We start from the raw sequence: 19,614 nt of genomic DNA on the forward strand, positions 1-19,614 counted from the left end.
ACCCGAGGGAGGAGAGCCATGGAGACACCGCAACCTGGGCGACGGCGCTTCTCGACGGCCCCCCAGGCTCCCGCGTCGAAGCCCGCGTCCGAGGCGACCACGCTCCGGACCATCTACGCGCCGGTCCTGGCGTACGTGGTGCTGTTCCAGCGGACCGCGGACAAGGGGGGCGTCACGGCGGACAAGCTCCGGCAGGAGGTCCGGGGACTCCTGGACCGAGCGGGCCAGCAGGCGATGATCGCCGGCTACCGGCCGGAGAAGGTGAACTACGTCCGCTTCTCGGTGGTCGCCTTCGTGGACGAGGTCGTGCTCAACTCGGATTGGGTGTACCGGGCGGCCTGGATGGAGAGGCCACTGCAGTTCGAGGAGTTCGAGACCACGGTCGCCGGCGACCAGTTCTTCGACCGTCTCGAGGGGACCGCGGAAGTCGACCCCGAGGTGGCTGAGATCGACTTCGTCATCCTGAGCCTGGGCTTCAAGGGACGCTACGTCGGGAACGACAGCGAGCTGACCAGCGTTCGCCGGCGGCTGTTCCGGAAGTTCCCCCCCGAGGCGGTGCTGAGCGTGCCCCAATTGACCCCGGAGGCCTACGAAACCAAGGTCGAGGGGATCGAGGAGGTCGAAGACCGCTGGAAGGTCTGGCAGTGGGTGGTGGCGGGGGGATTGGCCGTCCTGGTCCTGATCGTTTGGGGGTTGCTGCAGTGGGGCCTCGGCGGGTCCGTCGGCGAGTATCGCGAAGGACTGTCCCGAATCGCGAGGTGATACGGCCATGCTGATGAAGCTGCTGGGGTTCCTGAGGACGTACCTGATCCCGGTCGCGGTCCTGGTCGTGCTGGCGGTCCTCGCGCTGACCCTCGGGCCGAGGGTGGGCCTGAAGAAGCCGTGGCACATCGTGGTCTTCGCGATCCTCCTCGCGCTGGCGATCGCCGTCGACCTCGTGATCTGGTTCCTCCAGCGGAAGCGGGAGCGGCAGTTCGAGACCGCGATCGTCCAACAGGCGCAGCAGGACATGGCGCGCGCCTCGGTGGCGCGGCGCGGCGAGATGGAGAACTTGATCGCGAGGTGGAAGGAGTCGATCCGGCTCCTCCGCGAGGCGAACCTCAAGGGGAAGAACGTCCTGCAGAAGCTCCCGTGGTTCGCGGTAATCGGCGAGTCCGGCTGCGGGAAGACCACGCTGATCAAGAACTCGGGGCTCGACTTCCCGATCGGCGACGCGAAGATCCGCGGGATCGGAGGCACCAAGAACTGCGACTGGTGGTTCGCGAACGAGGCGATCATCCTGGACACGGCCGGACGCTACGCGTTCGAGGTCCAGAGCGCGCCGGACCGAGAGGAGTGGGAGCGCTTTCTGACGCTCCTCAAGAAGACGCGAAAGCACAGCCCGGTGAACGGCCTCGTGGTCACGGTTCCGGCGGACTCGCTTCTCCGGAAGACGGAGGACGAGATCAGCACGTACGCGCAGCATCTTCGCGGGAAGATCAACGACCTGATGACGCGGCTCGAGATCGTGTTCCCCGTCTACCTCGTGGTGACCAAGGTCGACCTGGTGGAAGGGTTCGTCGGCTTCTTCAGTCGCTATCCGGCCAATCGGATCCGCGAAGCGGTCGGGCGCACGTTCGCCGACGTCCGCCCGGCGAGCTGCGTCGAGACCGCGGGAAAGACCCTCGACGACCTGTACGACCGGCTCTGCTCGATGAGCCTCGGGCTGATGGAGGAGGAGGACCCGGGGCCGCCCGCGCGTCCTTACCTGATGCACCCCGAGGAGTTCCACACGCTCGCGGGACGGCTCAAGATCTTCATCGAGTCCCTGTTCCGCGAGAACATCTACATGCGGAACCCGATCTTCCGCGGCCTCTACCTCACCAGCGGCACTCAGGAAGGAAGGACGATCACGACCGCCTTCGCGCAGGCGGCTGCGGGGCTGGGGATCGACCCGGATGTCCTCACCACCGCGTTCGCCGCCGAGACCCCGAAACGGGCGTATTTCGTCAGGGACCTTCTGAGCCGCATCCTCGTGGAAGACTCGCGGCGGGACCTGGTGCGTTCCCTGGCCCTCGGGGCCAAGCAGCAGTTCCTCCGGGCGCTCTATCGCGTGATCCTCCCGGTTGGAGCGCTGGCGCTCCTCTTCCTGGTGTGGGCGCTGGGGAGCTGGGCCGCCAGCCGCAACGACTGGCGCGCGCTCGCGTCGGCGATCGGCGACAGCCGGTTCATGAGCCGCGGGTCCGTTCGGGGACGGGACGTTTCGGAGGCGATGCGGGACCTTTCGCGGATCGGCGAGCTGCACGCCTCGGCGTGCGGGCGGTCCGCCTTCCTGAACCTGGGCCTGGTCCGGAGCGATCCGGAGTACGCCCAGTTCGCCGGCACGTTCGATCGAGCGGTGGAGAAGCACGTCCTTGAGCCGGTGCTCGCCCGGATCAAGCAGGACCTGGAGGGGGGCCAGACGACGACGAGGGACTTCCTCGACGAGCTCTCGGCCTACGTCGCCTATCGAAGGGCGCTGGCGATCCCGTCGTCGGTGCCGACGTCGCGGCTCGAGGGGCTGGCGGGTCCGTCGAGCGGGATCGACCGGCTCGGGACCCAGGCGCACCGGCGGGACCTCGCCTCGTTGACGCGGACCTACGCGGAGCTGGGCGGGAAGGAGGCGGGCGGCGTCGGGTTCCAGGCGGTCGCGCAGCGGATCCGTCAGATCATCTCCGACCTCAGCAGCACCGATCCCCTGAGCCAGCTTCGCAGCGTGGTGCGCGAGGGCGCCGGCGCGGTCCGGGCGAACGCGAGCGAGGGGGACATCTCGGCGCTGTGGGAGAAGCTCCGGCCGATCGCCCGCGGCGGCTCCGGCGGGGGGGACATCCCGCCGGAGCTCGTGGAGGCCATCGAGTCGGACATGGAATCCGTGCCGGACAGCCGGCCCGCCCTGGAGGCCCTCCGCACGCTGAAGCCGCTCGTCGTGACCGGGACCTCGTCGGCCCAGCCGGAGCAGGCGGGAGGGGTCTACGGCACGTTCGTCCAGCTCGTCAGGACTCCGCTCAAACAGGCCACCGATGTTCCGCTCCCGCAATGCGGGTCGATCTCCGGCGACGACCCGTCCACGGTGGCAGCGGTTCAGACCGCGCTCCAGGGCTTCCTCGCCGAGGTGGCGAAGGGGGCCGATGGGGCCCGGCAGGGGATCGCCTCGCTGAACGCGCAGCTGTCCCCGTCCCAGCAGCTCGACGCGCAGGTGACCGCGGACCTGGTCCGCCGCGGGAGGATGGCGGAGGCCTACAAGGCCTGCACCACGGGCTGGTTCGACGCCGAAGGACCGCTCTCGCCGAAGGCGCTGAGCGGCGGAGGAGGGGGGGGCGGCGGCGCCGGCGGGGCCCAGCTGATCGGTCCCTCGGGGGCAGGGATCTTCAAGTGCAACGTGCCGGTCCCCGCAGGTGGGGGCGGCGGGGTCGATCCTGCGACGCGGGCGAAGCTCCAGGCGCTGTCGTCCCCGCTCCAGAAGATCTGGACGGTGCCGGACGTTCCGAGGGACCTGATCGAAGCGCAGAAGACGCGATGGGCGCAGATCGGTGGGGAGTCCGAAGGCGGAGGCGGCAGCGCGCGCGCGGACTGGCGGAGGGCGCTGTCGCGGATCGAGCTGGACACGCCGGCGGACAGTTGGCAGCTCGAGATGATCCCGTCGTTGATCGCCGGCGACGGGGGAACCCTCAAGTCGATCGTGAGCAAGATCAAGAACGGGCTCGCTTCCGCGGGGGAGCCATCGAGCGATCTCGAGGGATTCAGCCCCGACGCCTACATGGCCGCCCTCGGGAAGATCGGCGAGCGGCTGTCGAAGGCGCTCGAAAGCCCGCAGAAGGGGGTGGAGCTGGCGAGGCTCAAGCAAGACCGTGGCTTGTTCGATGCGGCGGTCGCGGCCGCGGGGCGCGCCCCCGGCTCGCTTCAGGCGGTGCTGAAGCGGGTGCCGCAGACGATCCTCGAGAAGCTCGGGGGCGGTCCCGGCCTCGGCGAGTTCTACGACAGCCAGCTCAGGCCGAAGCTGGCGGAGGCGGCCTCGAAATACCCCTTCAAGGGATCGTCGGACGCCGAGGTCGACTCCGCCGATTTCGACGACCTCTTCGCGCCGCAGGGAAAGCTCGCGCAGCTCAAGGACGTGGTGGCCAGTCCCGGGGGAGCGCTGAAGCGACTCCTCGACTCGGCGGGGAGGGTGCAGGACGCGTACGGCGACACCAAGGCGTTCGTCATCAAGGTGACCCCGGCGGAGCCGTCGTTCGAGGTCGAGCCGGGGATCGAGAAGGAGCGGCTTCCGCTCAAGTTCGTCTCGTGGGGGATCACCCTCGCCGACACCCCGGTGCCGAACAAGAGCGCGGCGCGCGTCCAGGTCCGCCTGCAGGCGGACGCGACGAGCAAGCTCGATCCGATCGACTTCGACATCGGCCAGGGGGAGAAACGGCTGGGGGGGATCCTGGGCCGGAAGAAGGTGTACGAGAAGGCCGACCTGAGGCTCGGGGACCCTCCTCCCTCCTCGAGCGGCCCCTGGTCGTTCCTCAGGTTCCTGCAGTCCGGCAAGCCGGAGAAGAAGGGCGTGGGGATGTTCCGGTGCTCCTGGCAGGTCCCGCTCGTGGAGAAGAAGTCCGGGAAGAAGATCGCGACGCTCACGCTCGCATACGACGTCGCGACACCCGTGCTCGAGCCGGGGCTCTTCAAGGGGTTCGAGCCGCCGTCGAGCATCGGAGATTGACCGTCATGAAGACGGGAGTCGTTGGAAGATGAGCGTCGTGCCGGTCCCGCTCCACGGTTTCGGGAAGCTCCCCCTCGCGGGCGACTTCATCCACTTCCGCCTGGAAGGCGACGAGGCCCGGGCGTTCGTGGGCTGGCTCGAGCGCGGACAGGCGCTGGTGGAGAGCATCCGCCGCGGCGGCGGCGAGGACACCGCCGGCGGCGCCGCCGAGCCACGCCGATTCCGCTTCGCCTTCGATCCGGGGAACGGCCGGCGGCTCCTGGTCGGCGTGCTGCGCGAGAGCCACGACCGCGGGGCGCTCCGGCGGTTCCCGTTCGCGCTGTTCGCGTCGCTCGAGGCGTCCGGTTTCCGCGAGCGCCCTTCTCTCATGCCCCTGCTGTTCGCCGAGCCGTGGGAGATGCTCGATACGGGGATGGAGTCCCTCGGGCGGGCGACGGGGACGGAGGAGCTCTTCGGCCTGCTGAGCGGCATGTCGATCTCGGTGCCCGAGGCGGGCCGAGCGACCGCGAAGGACGTGGACGGGATCCTCGGGGGGACCTTCGCCGGGGAGTTCTGGACCGTTCTCTTGGGGGAGGGGAGCGTGGCGCGCCGCGCGGCGCTGTTCGATCTCCTGGTGCAGACGCTCCTCCCCTTTCGCAAGAACCGCCCGGAGGAGGTTCCCGTCGCCCTCAAGCTGCCGCTCGCCGGCGGCGCGCGGGACGTGTCCGTCCAGAGCGTCTTCTGGGTGGAGCTGCTCGCCGGCATGCTCCGCGGCGCCCGGCTCGCGCCGAGCGTCTTCCTCAGCACGGCCCCGGAGGGGGGCACTCCCACGAGCTTGCACGTGTTCTTCCAGCGCGCCGACGAGACGAATTTCGCGGCGCTCCTGACGCGGCGTTACGAGGCGGACTACGTGAGCGACCTGACCGACCCGGGGCCGGCGGCGTCCCCTCCCTCGGCCCTGGGGGGCGCGGCGCGCCGCCAGATCGACGACGAGGGGGCGTCCCTTCAGGATCTGGTCCGGTTCCGTTGGATAGGGTGACCGGAGGGATTTGTCGTTGACGCCGCGCGGGGGAGCGCGTAACATCGGACTACTTTTGTCGTGTTTATCCGGACGTCGCCGGGGTGAGCAACGTTGAGTGAGGCGGTGGAGAATCGCATCGGAGCGGCGCTGAGGGCGGTGACGGAGGACGCTCCGGCCGGGAGGTCCGTCCGGTACGACCCGGAATACGAGATCCTCAAGGCCGAGGCGGACAAGATCGGCGGCTTCGCCGCCGCCGGGGTCGACTGGACCAAGATCGCCGCCCTCTCGGGGGAGATCCTCGAGAAGAAATCGAAGGACCTCCTGGTCATGAGCTACTTCTGCCTCGCGCTCTTCCAGACCGGAGGGTACCCGGCGCTGGCGGAGGCTCTCGGCGGGATGCACGATCTTCTCGAGACCTACTGGGATCGGCTCTTCCCCGAGGCGAACCGTCTGAGGGCGCGCGTGTCGGCGATCGAGTGGCTCGTGGAGCGGTGCACCGCGGCCGTGCGGCAGCGGGAGGCGACGGCGGGCGAGGCCGACGCGGTCGGCGCGTGCCTCGAGGCCCTCGATGCGCTGGACGCGTGCCTCCGGGAGAAGCTACTCAACGAGGCTCCCAGCGTCGGCGATCTGAGGGGCGCGCTGAACGAGAGGTCGGCGGGGGCGGAGCCGGCGGCATCGGCGCCCTCGCCGACGGCGCCAACCACCGCGGCCGCCGTTGCGCCGGTCGCGCGCGATCTCGCGACCGCCGAGGCGAGGGACGAAGCGCTCAAGGACGCGATGGGCTCCCTGAAGTCGTTGGCCGGGGCGATCCGTCGCGGAGACCCGCGGGATCCTCTGGCCTACCGCCTGGCGAGGGTCGCGGCGTGGAGCCGCGTCCGAGGCGCCCCGGCGGACACCGACGGACGGACGTCCGTGCCCGCCCTGGGGGCGTCGGCGGAGACCCTGAACCGGTACGCCGGGCTCGCCGCGCGCGGAGAGTGGACCGCCCTGCTGGAGCAGGCGGAGGGCCAGTTCCTGCAGTCGGTGCTCTGGCTCGACGTCCACCGGTTCAGCGTGTTGGCGCTCCGAGGCCTGGGGAGGGATTACGAAAAGGCGGAGGCCGCGATCGTCCACGAGCTCGCCGAGTACGTCGGGTCGTTCCCGAGGATGCTCGAGCTTGCCTTCGCGGACGGGACGCCGTTCGCCTCCGCCGAGACTCGCACCTGGATCGCGGAAACGACCGCGATATCGGGCTCGGGAACGCCTCAGGCGGTGGGCGGGATTCCCCCCTCCGCCGGAAGCGCCGAGGATGACACGGCGGCGCGTGCCGCAGAGTTGGCGAGGAGCGGAAAGATCGGCGAGGCGGTCGCGCTGCTCTCGGGCGGCGCGGAGCGGCCGGCGTCGGCGCGCGATCGCTTCCTCCGGCGGATCGCGCTCGCGAGGATCCTGGCCGACGCGCGGGAGATACGGGCGGCCGTGGCGCAGATGGAGCGCGTGGAAGAGGACCTGGGACGATTCGGGGTCGAGGATTGGGAGCCGGGCCTCGCGGTGGAGGCGCTGTCGGTCCACCTGAGGCTCGCGCGGGCTCTGGCGCGGAGCGAGGGGAAGTCGTCCGCGGATGTGGCCCGGAAGGCGGAAGAGCTGTACGCGCGGCTGGCGCGCCTCGACGCGCGAGCCGCCCTGGCGATGAAGGCGTGACGGGGAAGCCGAGTCGGCGTGCCGCGCGGCGGGATCGACCGGTGGGCCGGACGGACCCAACATAAGGAGCGAGGAGATGGCCAAAGAAGGATCGGTGGCACCGCGGGAGCGGGTGAACATCACCTACAAGCCCGCGACCGGGGATGCGAAAGCGGAAGTGGAGCTGCCGCTCAAGCTGGTGATGCTCGGCGACTACACCCTTCGCCCGGACGATCGGCCGCTCGAGGAGCGGAAACCGATCAAGGTCGACAAGGACAACTTCGAGGACGTGATGAAGAAGCAGCAGCTCTCGCTGTCCTTCAACGTCCAGGATCGGCTGGCGGGAAAGCCGGACGAGGAGATGCCGGTCCACCTGAAGTTCGAGACGCTCAAGGACTTCTCGCCCGAGGCGGTGGCGCAGCAGGTCCCCGAGTTGAACAAGCTCCTCGAGCTGCGCAAGGCTCTGCTGGCCTTGAAGGGACCGCTCGGCAACATCCCGGGGTTCCGCAAGAGACTCCAGGGGATGCTCGAGGGCGACGCGGACCTGGACAAGATCCTGGCGGAGCTCGGCGCGGCGGAGGCCGAAGAGGGGAAAGAGGGGAAGTAGGTCCTCGGGAGGCCCGAGAGGCCCGTCGAGGGCGCCAGGAACAACGTGGATGCGCCGCGTCGAGCGGCGGACAGGTGAGTCACCATGGCGGATCAGAAGGAAGAGGCAAGACAGAGGGCCGGCGCGACCGAGGAGGGATCGGCATCCCTGCTCGATTCGATCATGCAGGAGACCAAGATCCGGCCCTCGGACGAGAGCTACGGCGTCGCCAAGCGCGGTCTCGCGGAATTCATGAAACACATGATCGAGACCCGGGCGACGGCCAAGATCAACCAGGCCGCGGTCGTCGAGATGATCGCGGAGATCGACCGGAAGCTCAGCTCCCAGGTCGACGCGGTCCTCCACCACGAGCAATTCCAGAAGATGGAGTCCGCATGGCGAGGCCTGAAGATGGTCATCGACAAGACCAACTTCAGGGAGAACATCAAGATCGAGCTGCTCAACGTCTCGAAGGAGGATCTCCTCGCGGACTTCGAGGATTCCCCCGAGCTGGTCAAGTCGGGGCTCTACAAGCTGGTCTACACGGAGAACTACGGGGTCTTCGGCGGGGAGCCGGTGGCGGGGATGATCGCCAACTACAACTTCGGCCCCGGTCCCCAGGACGTCCGCCTCCTCCAGAACTGCGCCTCCGTGTCCACCATGTCCCACGCGCCGTTCATCGCCGGTGCCGGGGCGGAGTTCTTCGGCGAGAAGGACTATCTCAGGTTCCCGAACCTCAAGGACCTGCACTCGATCTTCGAGGGGCCGCAGTACTCGAAATGGCGGAGCTTCAGGGAGTCCGAGGACGCGAGGTCGGTCGGTCTCGTCATGCCCCGATTCCTGCTTCGCCTGCCGTACGGGAAGGAGACGGTCCCGGTCAAGGCCTTCGACTACGAGGAGACGTCGGCGGGGAGTCACGAGAACTACCTCTGGGGGAACGCCGCGTTCGCATTCGCCACGCGGCTGACCGACAGCTTCGCCAAGTTCCGGTTCTGCGCCAACATCATCGGGCCCTCGGGCGGCGGCGCGGTGGAGGACCTTCCAGTCCACACCTTCGAGGCCATGGGGGAGATCCAGGCGAAGATCCCCACCGAGATCCTTCTCTCCGAGCGGCGGGAGTTCGAGCTGGCCGAGGAGGGGTTCATCGGGCTCACCATGCGCAAGGGGAGCGACAACGCGTGCTTCTTCTCGGCCAACTCCTGCCAGAAGCCGAAGACTTACGGCCAGTCGAAGGAAGGGAAGGCGGCGGAGGCGAATTACAAGCTGGGCACGCGCCTCCCGTACCTGTTCATCGTGAACCGGATGGCGCACTACCTCAAGGTGCTGCAGCGGGAGGAGATCGGGAGCACCAAGTCGAGGGTGGATCTCGAGAAGGATCTCAACCAGTGGATCGGCCAGTACGTCCTGGACATGGACCACGCCGACGCGGCGTCCTACGCGCGGCGTCCGCTCCGGAAGGCCGAGGTCACGGTCGAGGACGTCGAGGGGGAGCCCGGGTGGTACAAGGTCGGTCTCAAGGTCGTGCCGCATTTCAAGTACGAGGGAGCGTTCTTTGAGCTGTCACTGGTGGGGAAGCTGGACAAGAAATAGCGGCCCGTCACCTCGCGACCCCGGCCTTTGGTGCCGGGCTCGATACGGGGAGAGGCCGGAGGAGGATCCATGGCTTACGAGTTCTACGTGACGATCGAGGGGACGAAGCAGGGGAAGTTCAAGGGGGAGAGCAGCCGGGATGCGCACAAGGACAAGATCGAGGGGCTGGCGTTCGAGTGGAAGGTCCAGTCCCCGAGGGACATCGCGACGGGCCAGGCCTCCGGGAAGCGGCAGCACCTGCCGATCAAGATCACCAAGGAGTGGGGCGCGGCGTCTCCCCAGATCCTCCAGGCCCTCTGCAGCAACGAGGTGATGAAGAACATCCTGTTCGAGTTCATCCGGACGACGCCCGAAGGCGCCGAGGAGATCCACCACACGATCAAGCTGCTGAACGCGACGATCTCGGAGGTCCACCCGTTCATCGAGATGACCAAGCACGAGGAGCGCACCGACGTGCACGAGCTGGAGGAGGTGTCGTTCACCTACCAGCGGGTCGAGGTGGAGAACAAGACCGGCAAGACGATGGCGGTCGACGATTGGACGAAGTGAGGGGCGCCCGACCGATCCCCTCGGGACCGGGTGGGACTTGAGCGAGAAATCGCTTCTCGAGCGTCTGCGCCGCCCGGACGCGTCGGCGCAGCGCCGGGGGGAGGACGGCCTTCAGGAGACGGCGGACTCGATCCTCCGCCACCTGCAGCGGATGCTCAACACGCGCCAGGGGAACGCCCCGACCGTTCCCGATTACGGGGTGCCGGATCTCACGGAGCTGGCCCGGGGCTTCCCGGAGTCCACCGTCTCGCTGGAGCAGTCGCTCCGCGGCTGCATCGAGAAGTACGAGCCCCGGCTGCGCGACGTGACCGTCCGGTTCAAGGAGTCGCCGGACGACCTGCTGAGCCTGTCGTTCGAGGTCACGGGCCGGCTCGTCGTGCGAGGCGACGAAGCCGGCGTGTGGTTCCTGACGAGGATCGATCCGGACGGCCGGATCGACGTGAAAGGGTAGCCTCGGCGTGTTCAACAAGTACTACGAGGACGAGCTCGCCTTCCTGAGGGAGATGGGAGCGGAGTTCGCCCGGGCCAATCCGGCCGCGGCTCCCTATCTCGCGGAGCGCGGCGGCGATCCCGACGTCGAGCGACTTCTCGAGGGTTTTGCGTTCCTCGCCGGCCAGCTCCGGCAAAAGCTCGACGACGAGCTGCCGGAGCTGGTCCAGAGCGTGATGCAGCTCCTCTGGCCGCACTACCTCCGCCCGGTCCCGCCGCTCACGATCCTCCAGTTCGAGCCGCAGCCCCAGGCGGTCCGCGAGCCGCAGACGATCCCGCGAGGATCGGAAGTCGACTCGGTGCCGGTGGAGGGCACGCCCTGCCGCTTTCGCACGTGCGGGGAGGTCCGGCTCCTTCCGCTCGCCATCGAGTCGGCGGACGCGGAGCGGCCGGCGGGGTCGGCGGGCCATCTGAGGCTCCTCTTCCGCCTCGGGCAGGGCGTGAAGGCGGAGGCGCTCGATCTCGGCAGGCTCCGGCTTTTCCTCCACGGTGAGCCCACGACGACCTCAGCGCTGTTCCTCCAGCTCACCCGCAGGCTCAAGGAGATCGTCGTCGCCCCCGCCGGCGGCGCCGCGGGGAGCGCGCAGGCGACGCTTCCGCAGGATTCGGTGAAGGCCGCGGGGTTCGCGGGGGAGGATGCCCTCATTCCCTACCCGCCGCACGCCTTTCCGGGGTACCGCCTGCTCCAGGAGTACTTCGCGCTCCCGCAGAAGTTCCTGTTCCTGGACCTCGAGGGGCTGCCGCGACTCGGCCCGCTGGGGGTCGCCGACGCGTTCGAGATCCGGTTCGTCTTCGCCCGGCCGCCCGAGGCGCCGCTCCGTCTCATCGCCGACAACGTCCGGCTGCACTGCGTTCCCGCGGTCAACCTGTTTCCCGTCGAGTCCGATCCGATTCGGGTGGACCACCAGAAGACGGAGTATCGGGTGCGTCCCAGCGGCATGAACCCGGCCCACGCAGAGGTGTTCTCGATCGACTCGGTGCGCGGCTGGGTCCGCGGGACCGTGGAGCCCCGGGAGTATCCTCCGTTCTACTCGTTCCGCCACGGCGCCGCGGCGGGCGGGCGCTCTGGGACCGTCTTCTACCACAGCAGGATCCGACACTCGGTGGTGGGCCGGGGGGTGGACACCCACGTGTCGTTCGTGACCGCGGAGCAGGAGGGCGCCCTTCCTCCCACCGAGACGGTGGTGATGGGATTGACCTGCACGAACCGGCACCTTCCCGCGGCGCTCCGCCTGGGGGACGTGAGCCGGGCCACGGCCAGCTCTCCCGAGTTCGCTCGATTCCGCAACATCACCCCGGTGTCCGCGAGCGTGCCGCCGCCGCTCGGCGGAGGGCTCCACTGGCGATTGGTGTCGAACCTCTCGCTCAACTACCTCTCCCTCGCGAGCGTCGACGCGCTCCGGAGCGTGCTGGCCGTGTACAACTTCCAGGCGCTGGAGGACCGGACGGCGGCGCGAGAGAGCGAGCTGCGTCTCCAGGGCATCCTGGGCGTCCGCTCGCTTCCGGAGGAGCGGCTGCTCAGGGGATCGCCGATTCGCGGGAGCCGGGTCGAGATCGAGATGAAGGAGGGGAACTTCGCCGGCGAGGGGGAGATGGTGCTCTTCGCCGGGGTGCTGCAGGAGTTCCTGTCGCTCTACTGCACGATGAACTCTTTCGTGCACCTCGTCGTGCGGGGGGCGCAGCACGGGGAGACCTACGAATGGAACCCCAGGGTGGGGCAGCTGAGCCTGGTCTGATCCGGCGCCTGCTCCAGGAGGCGCCGCAGTTCTCGTTCTTCCAGGTGGTCCAGCTCCTGGAGAAGGCGCGCCCCGGCGCGGCGAAGGTGGGGCGCGAGGGACCTGCTCCTCGCGAGGCGATCCGCTTCCATCCAACCCTCTCCCTCGGCTTCCCGGACGCGGACGTGGCCGCGGTCGCCCTCGAGGAGGGTCCGGATGGCGCCCCGCGCTACCGCGTCGAGACCGCGTTCCTGGGGCTTTACGGCACGGTCTCCCCGCTCCCGAACTACTTCACCGAGGAGCTGCTCCACGAGACCGAGGAGGGCTCCCTGGTCCGGGGGGTACTGGACCTCTTCCACCACCGGATCGTCTCCCTCTTCTACCGATGCTGGGAGAAGTACCGCTACCACGTCCAATACCGCGTCGGAGCGCGGGACGAGTTCTCGAGTCGGATGCTGTGTCTGATCGGACTCGGCGTGGCGCAGCCGCCGGACGGCGCCCTCGTCCCCGCGGCGCGTTTCCTGCGTTTCTCCGGCCTCCTCGAGCGCCCGGCCTGCGCGGCCGCTTCCCTCGAGCGGGCCGTCTCCGACTACTTCGACGGTCTCGAAACCCGCGTGGTCCAGTGCGTCGCGCGCTGGGTGCGAATCCCCCCGGAGCACCGGACGCGGCTGGGAACCGCGTCGAGCCGTCTGGGAGTCGACGCCCACGCCGGCGAGGAGGTGATGGACCGCGCCGGCAAGTTCCGCACCCGCCTCGGCCCCGTGGGGCTTCCGCGCTTCCTGGAGTTCCTCCCGGGCGAGAACGGGTTCGGGCAGCTCGACGAGCTGACGCGACTCTTCGTGCGGGACCGGCTCCAGTACGAGCTGGAGGTGGTGCTGCGGCACGGGGAGGTGCCGGACCTCAAGCTCATCGAAGGATCCGTTCCGATGCGGCTCGGGCAGACCACGTGGCTGGGCAAGCCCGCCACGGACCCGGGCGTCGTCTTCCAGGAGCCGGCGGCGAGGCCGGCGGTCGCCGCGGCGGCGGCGTGAGAGGAGCGGCACGGCCGCGAGGAGACCAAGAGCCATGGCCAAGATCGACATCAAGCCGCTGTTCCAGCGCCTGAATGGCTACTGTACCCGGGCCTTGGAAGGTGCCGCGGGCCTCTGCATCTCGCGCGGCCATTACGAGGTGAGCGTCGAGCACGTGCTGCTGAAGATGCTCGAGGATCCCGCGGGGGACCCCGCGCTGATCCTGCTCCACTTCGACGCCGACGTCGCGAAGCTCCAGCGATCGCTGCAGCGGGCGGTCGAGGGGTTCCGCTCGGGGAACGCCGGGAAGCCGGTGTTCTCGCCGGTGCTGGTGGAGTGGATCAAGGACGGGTGGCTCGTGGCCTCGGTGGAGTGGAGCCTGCCCGAGATCCGGTCGGCGGCTCTCGTCGCCGTCCTCGTCTCGGACCCGGGCCGCTACTTGGCGGACGACCATCCGGAGCTGGACAAGGTGCGGGCCGAAGAGCTCCGGCGGTCCCACGCCGACATCGTCGCCGGGTCGCCGGAGGAAACCACGCTCCGTCGGGACGTCCCGGCGGCGGGGCCGGCCTCCGCGGGGGCCGTCCCCGGCGCTCCCGGGGGGGCGCTGGCGCGGTTCGCGACGAACTTCACCGCGGCGGCTCGCGCTGGGAAGGTGGACCCGGTATTCGGGCGGGACCGGGAAATCCGGCAGGCGATCGACATCCTCGCGCGCCGTCGCAAGAACAACCCGATCGTGGTCGGCGAAGCCGGCGTCGGGAAGACCGCGATCGTCGAAGGGTTGGCGCTGCGCGTCGCCGAGGGGGACGTTCCCGACTTCCTGAAGGGCGTCGACATCTGGGGGCTCGACATGGGGCTCCTCCAAGCGGGCGCGGGCGTCAAGGGGGAGTTCGAGAGCCGGCTCAAGGGGGTCATCGACGAGGTCAAGGCGAACACCAAGGGGATCATTCTGTTCATCGACGAGGCCCACACGCTCGTGGGGGCGGGCGGCGCCGCGGGAATGGGTGACGCGGCGAACCTGCTGAAGCCCGCGCTGGCGCGCGGCGAGATGCGGACCATCGGGGCGACGACCTGGATGGAGTACAAGAAGTACTTCGAGGAGGATCCCGCGCTGGCGAGGCGCTTCCAGCCGGTCAAGGTGGACGAGCCCTCCGCCGCCGACGCCGCGATCATGCTCCGGGGACTGAAGGAGAAGTACGAGAAGTTCTACGAGGGGATCGAGGTTCGGGACGACGCGGTGGAGGCCGCGGCCAAGCTGTCCTCCCGCTACATCGCCGGGCGCCAGCTGCCGGACAAGGCCGTGGATCTTCTCGACACGTCGGCCGCGCGGGTGAAGATCGGGCTCACCACCAAACCCGGCTTCATCGAGGACCTCGAGCGCCGCATCCAGGCCATGGAGCGCGAGGCCGCCGCGATCGAGCGCGACCGGGATGGCGGAACGGCAGTCGACGAGGGGCACGCCTCGGGGTTGGCCGCGGACCTCGAGAGGGTGCGGGCCGAGCTCGCGACAAAGGAATCGGCGTGGCGGAAGGAGAGGGACGCCGTGGAGCGCGTGATCGGCCTCAGGAAGCGGATCGTCGCAGCCAAGAAGGAGGCCCCGACCGCCGCGCCGGTCCCGGACGGAGCCCCGCCTTCGGCCGCGCCCGCGTTCCTGGACGATCTCAAGCGGGACCTCAGGACGGCGCTCGGGGAGCTCGACGCGATCCAGGGAAAGAACCCGGTCGTCCACCTCGACGTGAGCCCGGAGGTCGTCGCGTCGGTGGTGGAGAACTGGACGGGAATCCCGGTCGGCAAGATGGTGGGGGACGAGGCCACCATGGTTCTGACCCTCGGACGGCGCCTCAAGGAACGGATCAAGGGACAGGACCACGCGATCGGGGGTATCTCCGAAGGTCTCAAGGCGGCGAAGGCCGGCGTCCACGACCCGAACAAGCCGATGGGGGTGTTCCTGCTGGCGGGTCCGAGCGGGGTCGGCAAGACCGAGACCGCGCTCGCCGTCGCCGACCTGCTCTTCGGCGGCGAGAAATTCATGGTCACGATCAACATGTCGGAGTACCAGGACCGAGAGATGGGGGTCTCGGGCCTGGTCGGGGCCAAGCCCGGCTACGTCGGCTACGGGAAGGGCGGCACCCTGACGGAAGCCGTGCGCCAGCGCCCCTACACGGTCGTGCTGCTGGACGAGATCGAGAAGGCGTGCCAGGAAGTCCGGAACCTGTTCTTCCAGGTCTTCGACAAGGGGGACCTGACCGACGGGACGGGGCGCAGCATCGACTTCAAGAACACGGTGATCTTCATCGCGACGAACCTCGCGTCCGACGTCATCCAGCAGATGTGCGCGGCGGGGCCCTCCCCCGACCTCAAGGAGATCCTGGACGGGATCCGGCCGGTGCTGAGCCGCGCGCTGCAGCCGGCGTGGCTCGCCCGCACCACCGTGATCCCGTACCTGTCCCTGGGCCCGGACGCGCTGAGGGAGATCGCGAAGCTCAAGGTGGGCAAGATCGGGAAGCGCCTCGCCGAGAGCCACCGCATGGCGTTCGAGCACGATCCCAAAGTGATCGACCTCATCGTGGACCGATGCACCGAGGTCGAGACGGGCGCGAGGAACATCGACTACATCCTGCAGGGATCGCTCCTTCCCCGGATCTCCACGGAGCTTCTCACGCGGATGGCGGAAGGCGCGGTCCCGGAGAGGCTGCGCCTGGGCGTCGGGCCGGACGCGGAGTTCACGCTGGACTTCTCGGGGGCGGGGATCGCCGCCCCGAGGTAACAGGCCATGGCCCTCATACGATCCGGACAGCAGGCGGACTTCACGTTCCAGGCCGACAAGGTGAAGGCCCAGCTTCGAGTCCACCGCTTCGAGGGAGAGGAGGCGGTCTCGTCCCCGTTCCGCTTCCGGCTCGAACTCGCGAGCACGGAGGGGAACCTGAGCTTCGACGACATCGTCGGCAAGGCGGCCCGGCTCACGATCCTGAGCCCTCAGGGGAAGAGAAACGTCCACGGCGTGGTCTCGAGGTTCGAGCAGGTGGGTCGGACGAAGAAGTTCACCCACTACATCGCCGAGTTGGTGCCCGATCTCGCGCTGCTGGCGTACCGCTCCCGCTCGAAGGTCCACTCGAAGGGGACGGTCCCCGACATCCTCGCGAAGGCGCTCGAGGAGGGAGGGATCCCGAAGGACCGGTACAAGTTCTCCCTCAAGGATCCGAAGGTCTACCCGGAGCGGGAGTTCGTGATCCAGTACCGCGAATCCGATCTCGATTTCGTGTCGCGCCGCCTCGAGGAGGACGGGATGTACTACTTCTTCGAGCACGGCGACGACGGGGCGGTGCTCGTGCTGGCGGACATGCCGGACGCCACGGTCGCGGTCGGCCAGAAGGCCACGGACGGCTCCGGGGGCGGCAAGACCTTCGAAATGGATTTCGTGCCGCCGACCGGGCTTCACGAGGAGAAGGAGCACGTGACCGACTTCCGGCGGTCGCAGGAGGTCCGGAGCGCGGCCACCATGCTGCGCGACTACTTCTACGAGAAGCCGACGGTGAGCCTCGAGGTCAAGGAGCCGGGCTCCGGAGGCGAGCGGGCCCTCGAGGTCTACGACTACCCCGGCGATTACACGACGGAATCCGACGGCAAGCGTCTCGTCAAGACGCGGCTCGAGGAGTTGCGGGCGACGCGCGTGCTGGCGGTCGGGGAGTCGTCGAGCCGCCGCCTTCTGCCGGGCTTCCGGTTCACGCTGAAGAACCACCCGAGGGGCGACTTCAACGGCGAGTACCTCCTCGTCCGTGTCCGGCACTCGGCCGAGCAGAGCCAGGTCCTCGAGGACGAAGCGCCGCCCGACTCGAAGACGGTCTATCGCTGCACGTTCGAGTGCATCCCGGCGGCCGTTCCCTACAGGCCCGATCGGATCACGCCGCGCCCCGTCGTTCAGGGGGTGCAGACGGCGCTGACCGTCGGTCCCAAGGGCGAGAAGCTCTACATGGACGAGGCCGGCCGGGCCAAGGTGAAGTTCTACTGGGACCTGCGACCCGAGACGGACGAGACCAATTCCTGCTGGATCCGCGTGAGCACGCTGTACGCCGGCCCCAATCACGGCGTCCAGTTCCACCCGCTCGTGGGAGACGAGGTCGTCGTGGAGTTCGTGGACGGCGATCCCGATCTGCCCCTCATCGTCGGGAGCGTGTACAACGGCTCCAACAAGCCTCCCCTCAAGCCCGCGGACCGGATCCAGAACGTGATCCTGACCCCGTACCACCACCGGTTGATGCTCGACGACAAGGCCGCGAACATCTTCCTGAACACCGGCGGCGGCCAGAAGATCCAGATGGGGGACGGAGGGGGCGCGGGAAACAGCACGAAGGCCAGCTACGTGACGATCCTGACCTCCGACAACCACGAGGTCCAGCTCTTCAAGGACAACGACAAGTCGTACATCCTCGTGATGACCGGAGAAGGCGCGTCGATCGAGCTGAAGGACAAGCCGGACGGCGAGGCGGGGATCACGCTCACCGACAAGACCGGCAAGCTCCAGATCCACCTGGACAGCAACACCAAGGACATCACGATCTCGGGCGGGCACCAAAAGGGCCTGAATCTCGCGACGGCCGGTGGGGTGGCGACGATCAGCGCGAAGGAAATCAACCTCACCGGGGAGTCCAAGATCAAGCTGAGCGCGCCGACCATCGAGGTCACCGGCACGGAGACGACCGTCACCGGTTCGTCGAAGATGACCGCCACCGGCGCCACGACGACGGTCGAGGGGACGAGCGCCGTCGAGGTGAAGGGCGGGACGGCGAAGGTCGGGGGAACCACGGTCGACGTGACCGGATCCGGCGCGGTGACCGTGACGGGGGCTACGGTGAAGCTCAACGCGTAGCAGGGGAGGAAGCATGCGTCAGAAAGCGAACCTGGCCGTCCGCGCCGAGCTGCGATCCGCGCGGCGGGGCGGCCTCGAGCTCGTCGGAGGACAGAGGCTCGTCGTCGCGCGTAGGGGCGGGGAGGATCTGGTGACGCTGGTCGCGCGCGATGGCGAGATCTCCTTCACGTTGCGGATCACGCCGAGCGGGCCCGTTCTGCGCTTCGACCGCGATCTGACGATCGAGGCGAGCGAGGCGCTCGATCTCGTCGGACGTCGAGTCGGCATTCGGGGCCGCGAGGGCGTCGCGATCGAGAGCGGCGCCGACGCGACGATCGAGGTCGCCGGCGATCTGACGAGCACCGCGCGCATCCAGAACCTCAGGGCGCGCGTCGGCGACGTGAACGTGAAGGCGAACGACGATATCCGGTTGACCGGTGAGCGGATCAGGTTGAACACCTGAAGCACGTTCCAAGGACCGGCGGGCCCTATGGACAGCGAAAACCGGACTCCGTTTCCTGCGATGCTCCTGAGCACGGTCATCGACGAGACGCGGATGGCCGCCGCGATGGTCGCGCGCGTGACGTACGAGGTGCGCTCCGGCGGGCTCGTCCCGTCGGACGAGCAGCCGTGGATCGTCTCGATCGAGCCTTGGGATTCTCCCCTCGGGCCATTCGAGGCCGATCAACCCTACCGCAAGGGAGGGGTGGACGTCTTCGTCGCGGGGGCCGCGTGCACGCCCGGGCGACGAGCGGAGCCCAGGCTCGAGGTGTCGGTGGCCTTGGGCGATTTCCGCTGTTCCGCGATCGTTTTCGGCACGCGGATCTGGCGCGAGAATCGGCCGGGCCGCGGCCTCGTTCCCAGCGAGCCCGTACCGTTCGTCTCGCTTCCGCTGACCGCAGAGCACGCGTTCGGCGGCCAGATCACGGTCGATGGCCTCGTGTCGGCTCACCCGGACAACCCGAAGGGGATGGGGCTCTACGTCGACGAGGCCTCGGCGCTGCACCAGCCGCTCCCGCGGATCGAGGACCCGCGGTCGCTGATCGGAACGTGGGCGGACCGGCCCGATCCCGTTCTGTTCGGGGTCTGTCCGCTCCAGAGCGGACAACGCCTTCGCTCGGCCGTCGAGGTCGTCGACGGCCGCCTCGACCGGGTGACCTCCCGCCTCTTCAATGCGGCCTACCCGAGGATGGTCGCGCCCAAGGCGGAGCCGGGCGACGCCGTCGTTCTCACGGGGTTCGCCCACGAGGGTCCCATCCAGTTCAAGATACCCCGGCCGCACCTCGCGGTGAGGATCACGCTCGGGGATACCACGATCGAGCGCGTGCCGACGGTCGAGGAGGTGGGCATCGACGTGCCGGCTTCGAGGGTGTTCATCGGCTATCGCTATCCCTTCAGGTACAAGGTCGTGCCGCATCAGCGGCGCACCTGCACGCTCGTGTGCAAGGAAGGGTGAGCG

The 19,614-nt window shown here is 68.7% G+C and carries 14 protein-coding genes; all 14 read left to right on the top strand.

Annotated elements, in window-relative coordinates:
- Positions 1-18 precede the first annotated feature (18 nt).
- A complete protein-coding gene (locus LAO51_06930; GenBank protein MBZ5638480.1) occupies positions 19-762 on the top strand; it encodes a DotU family type IV/VI secretion system protein in 744 nt (247 codons plus the stop codon).
- A 7-nt stretch (positions 763-769) separates the two neighbouring features.
- Complete coding sequence (locus tag LAO51_06935) at positions 770-4,717, top strand: hypothetical protein (GenBank protein ID MBZ5638481.1); 3,948 nt, start codon at positions 770-772, stop codon at positions 4,715-4,717.
- A 28-nt stretch (positions 4,718-4,745) separates the two neighbouring features.
- Positions 4,746-5,735, top strand: coding sequence for a type VI secretion system-associated protein TagF (gene tagF / locus LAO51_06940; protein MBZ5638482.1), 990 nt, complete (start codon positions 4,746-4,748; stop codon positions 5,733-5,735).
- Positions 5,736-5,828: 93 nt separating this feature from the next.
- Positions 5,829-7,394: a type VI secretion system protein TssA gene (gene tssA, locus LAO51_06945; protein ID MBZ5638483.1), complete on the top strand. Its 1,566-nt coding sequence runs from the start codon at positions 5,829-5,831 to the stop codon at positions 7,392-7,394.
- 76 nt (positions 7,395-7,470) lie between these two features.
- Positions 7,471-7,980 (top strand): type VI secretion system contractile sheath small subunit, encoded by a 510-nt coding sequence (gene tssB, locus LAO51_06950; GenBank protein MBZ5638484.1) that lies wholly within the window; start codon positions 7,471-7,473, stop codon positions 7,978-7,980.
- Between the two features lie 84 nt (positions 7,981-8,064).
- Positions 8,065-9,549 carry a type VI secretion system contractile sheath large subunit gene (gene tssC, locus LAO51_06955; GenBank protein ID MBZ5638485.1) on the top strand — a complete coding sequence of 495 codons (1,485 nt, stop codon included), beginning with the start codon at positions 8,065-8,067 and terminating at the stop codon, positions 9,547-9,549.
- 69 nt (positions 9,550-9,618) lie between these two features.
- Positions 9,619-10,098 (top strand): type VI secretion system tube protein Hcp, encoded by a 480-nt coding sequence (gene hcp, locus LAO51_06960; GenBank protein MBZ5638486.1) that lies wholly within the window; start codon positions 9,619-9,621, stop codon positions 10,096-10,098.
- A 37-nt stretch (positions 10,099-10,135) separates the two neighbouring features.
- A complete protein-coding gene (gene tssE / locus LAO51_06965) occupies positions 10,136-10,549 on the top strand; it encodes a type VI secretion system baseplate subunit TssE (protein MBZ5638487.1) in 414 nt (137 codons plus the stop codon).
- A gap of 7 nt (positions 10,550-10,556) precedes the next feature.
- The gene (gene tssF, locus LAO51_06970) at positions 10,557-12,323 is read left to right on the top strand and encodes a type VI secretion system baseplate subunit TssF (protein ID MBZ5638488.1); all 1,767 of its coding nucleotides are present in this window, start codon (positions 10,557-10,559) and stop codon (positions 12,321-12,323) included.
- A complete protein-coding gene (gene tssG / locus LAO51_06975; GenBank protein ID MBZ5638489.1) occupies positions 12,287-13,333 on the top strand; it encodes a type VI secretion system baseplate subunit TssG in 1,047 nt (348 codons plus the stop codon). The genes tssF and tssG overlap by 37 nt, the downstream gene beginning before the upstream one ends.
- Before the next feature lie 34 nt (positions 13,334-13,367).
- On the top strand, positions 13,368-16,076 hold the full coding sequence (gene tssH / locus LAO51_06980; protein MBZ5638490.1) for a type VI secretion system ATPase TssH: 2,709 nt from the start codon (positions 13,368-13,370) through the stop codon (positions 16,074-16,076).
- Between the two features lie 6 nt (positions 16,077-16,082).
- The gene (gene vgrG, locus LAO51_06985; GenBank protein ID MBZ5638491.1) at positions 16,083-18,176 is read left to right on the top strand and encodes a type VI secretion system tip protein VgrG; all 2,094 of its coding nucleotides are present in this window, start codon (positions 16,083-16,085) and stop codon (positions 18,174-18,176) included.
- A 13-nt stretch (positions 18,177-18,189) separates the two neighbouring features.
- Positions 18,190-18,618: a hypothetical protein gene (locus LAO51_06990; GenBank protein MBZ5638492.1), complete on the top strand. Its 429-nt coding sequence runs from the start codon at positions 18,190-18,192 to the stop codon at positions 18,616-18,618.
- Between the two features lie 27 nt (positions 18,619-18,645).
- Entirely contained in the window at positions 18,646-19,611 is a 966-nt protein-coding gene (locus LAO51_06995) for a DUF2169 domain-containing protein (protein MBZ5638493.1), read from the top strand.
- Positions 19,612-19,614 lie beyond the last annotated feature (3 nt).

Source organism: Terriglobia bacterium (assembly GCA_020073205.1).
In the GTDB taxonomy this organism is placed as follows: Bacteria; Acidobacteriota; Polarisedimenticolia; order Polarisedimenticolales; family JAIQFR01; genus JAIQFR01.

What these genes read in the sequence shown, in the direction of transcription:
- LAO51_06930 (MBZ5638480.1), top strand. Translation starts at nt 19, where the DNA reads ATGGAGACACCGCAACCTGGGCGACGGCGCTTCTCGACGGCCCCCCAG.
- LAO51_06935 (MBZ5638481.1), top strand. Translation starts at nt 770, where the DNA reads ATGCTGATGAAGCTGCTGGGGTTCCTGAGGACGTACCTGATCCCGGTC.
- tagF (MBZ5638482.1), top strand. Translation starts at nt 4,746, where the DNA reads ATGAGCGTCGTGCCGGTCCCGCTCCACGGTTTCGGGAAGCTCCCCCTC.
- tssB (MBZ5638484.1), top strand. Translation starts at nt 7,471, where the DNA reads ATGGCCAAAGAAGGATCGGTGGCACCGCGGGAGCGGGTGAACATCACC.
- tssC (MBZ5638485.1), top strand. Translation starts at nt 8,065, where the DNA reads ATGGCGGATCAGAAGGAAGAGGCAAGACAGAGGGCCGGCGCGACCGAG.
- hcp (MBZ5638486.1), top strand. Translation starts at nt 9,619, where the DNA reads ATGGCTTACGAGTTCTACGTGACGATCGAGGGGACGAAGCAGGGGAAG.
- tssG (MBZ5638489.1), top strand. Translation starts at nt 12,287, where the DNA reads ATGGAACCCCAGGGTGGGGCAGCTGAGCCTGGTCTGATCCGGCGCCTG.
- tssH (MBZ5638490.1), top strand. Translation starts at nt 13,368, where the DNA reads ATGGCCAAGATCGACATCAAGCCGCTGTTCCAGCGCCTGAATGGCTAC.
- vgrG (MBZ5638491.1), top strand. Translation starts at nt 16,083, where the DNA reads ATGGCCCTCATACGATCCGGACAGCAGGCGGACTTCACGTTCCAGGCC.
- LAO51_06990 (MBZ5638492.1), top strand. Translation starts at nt 18,190, where the DNA reads ATGCGTCAGAAAGCGAACCTGGCCGTCCGCGCCGAGCTGCGATCCGCG.
- LAO51_06995 (MBZ5638493.1), top strand. Translation starts at nt 18,646, where the DNA reads ATGGACAGCGAAAACCGGACTCCGTTTCCTGCGATGCTCCTGAGCACG.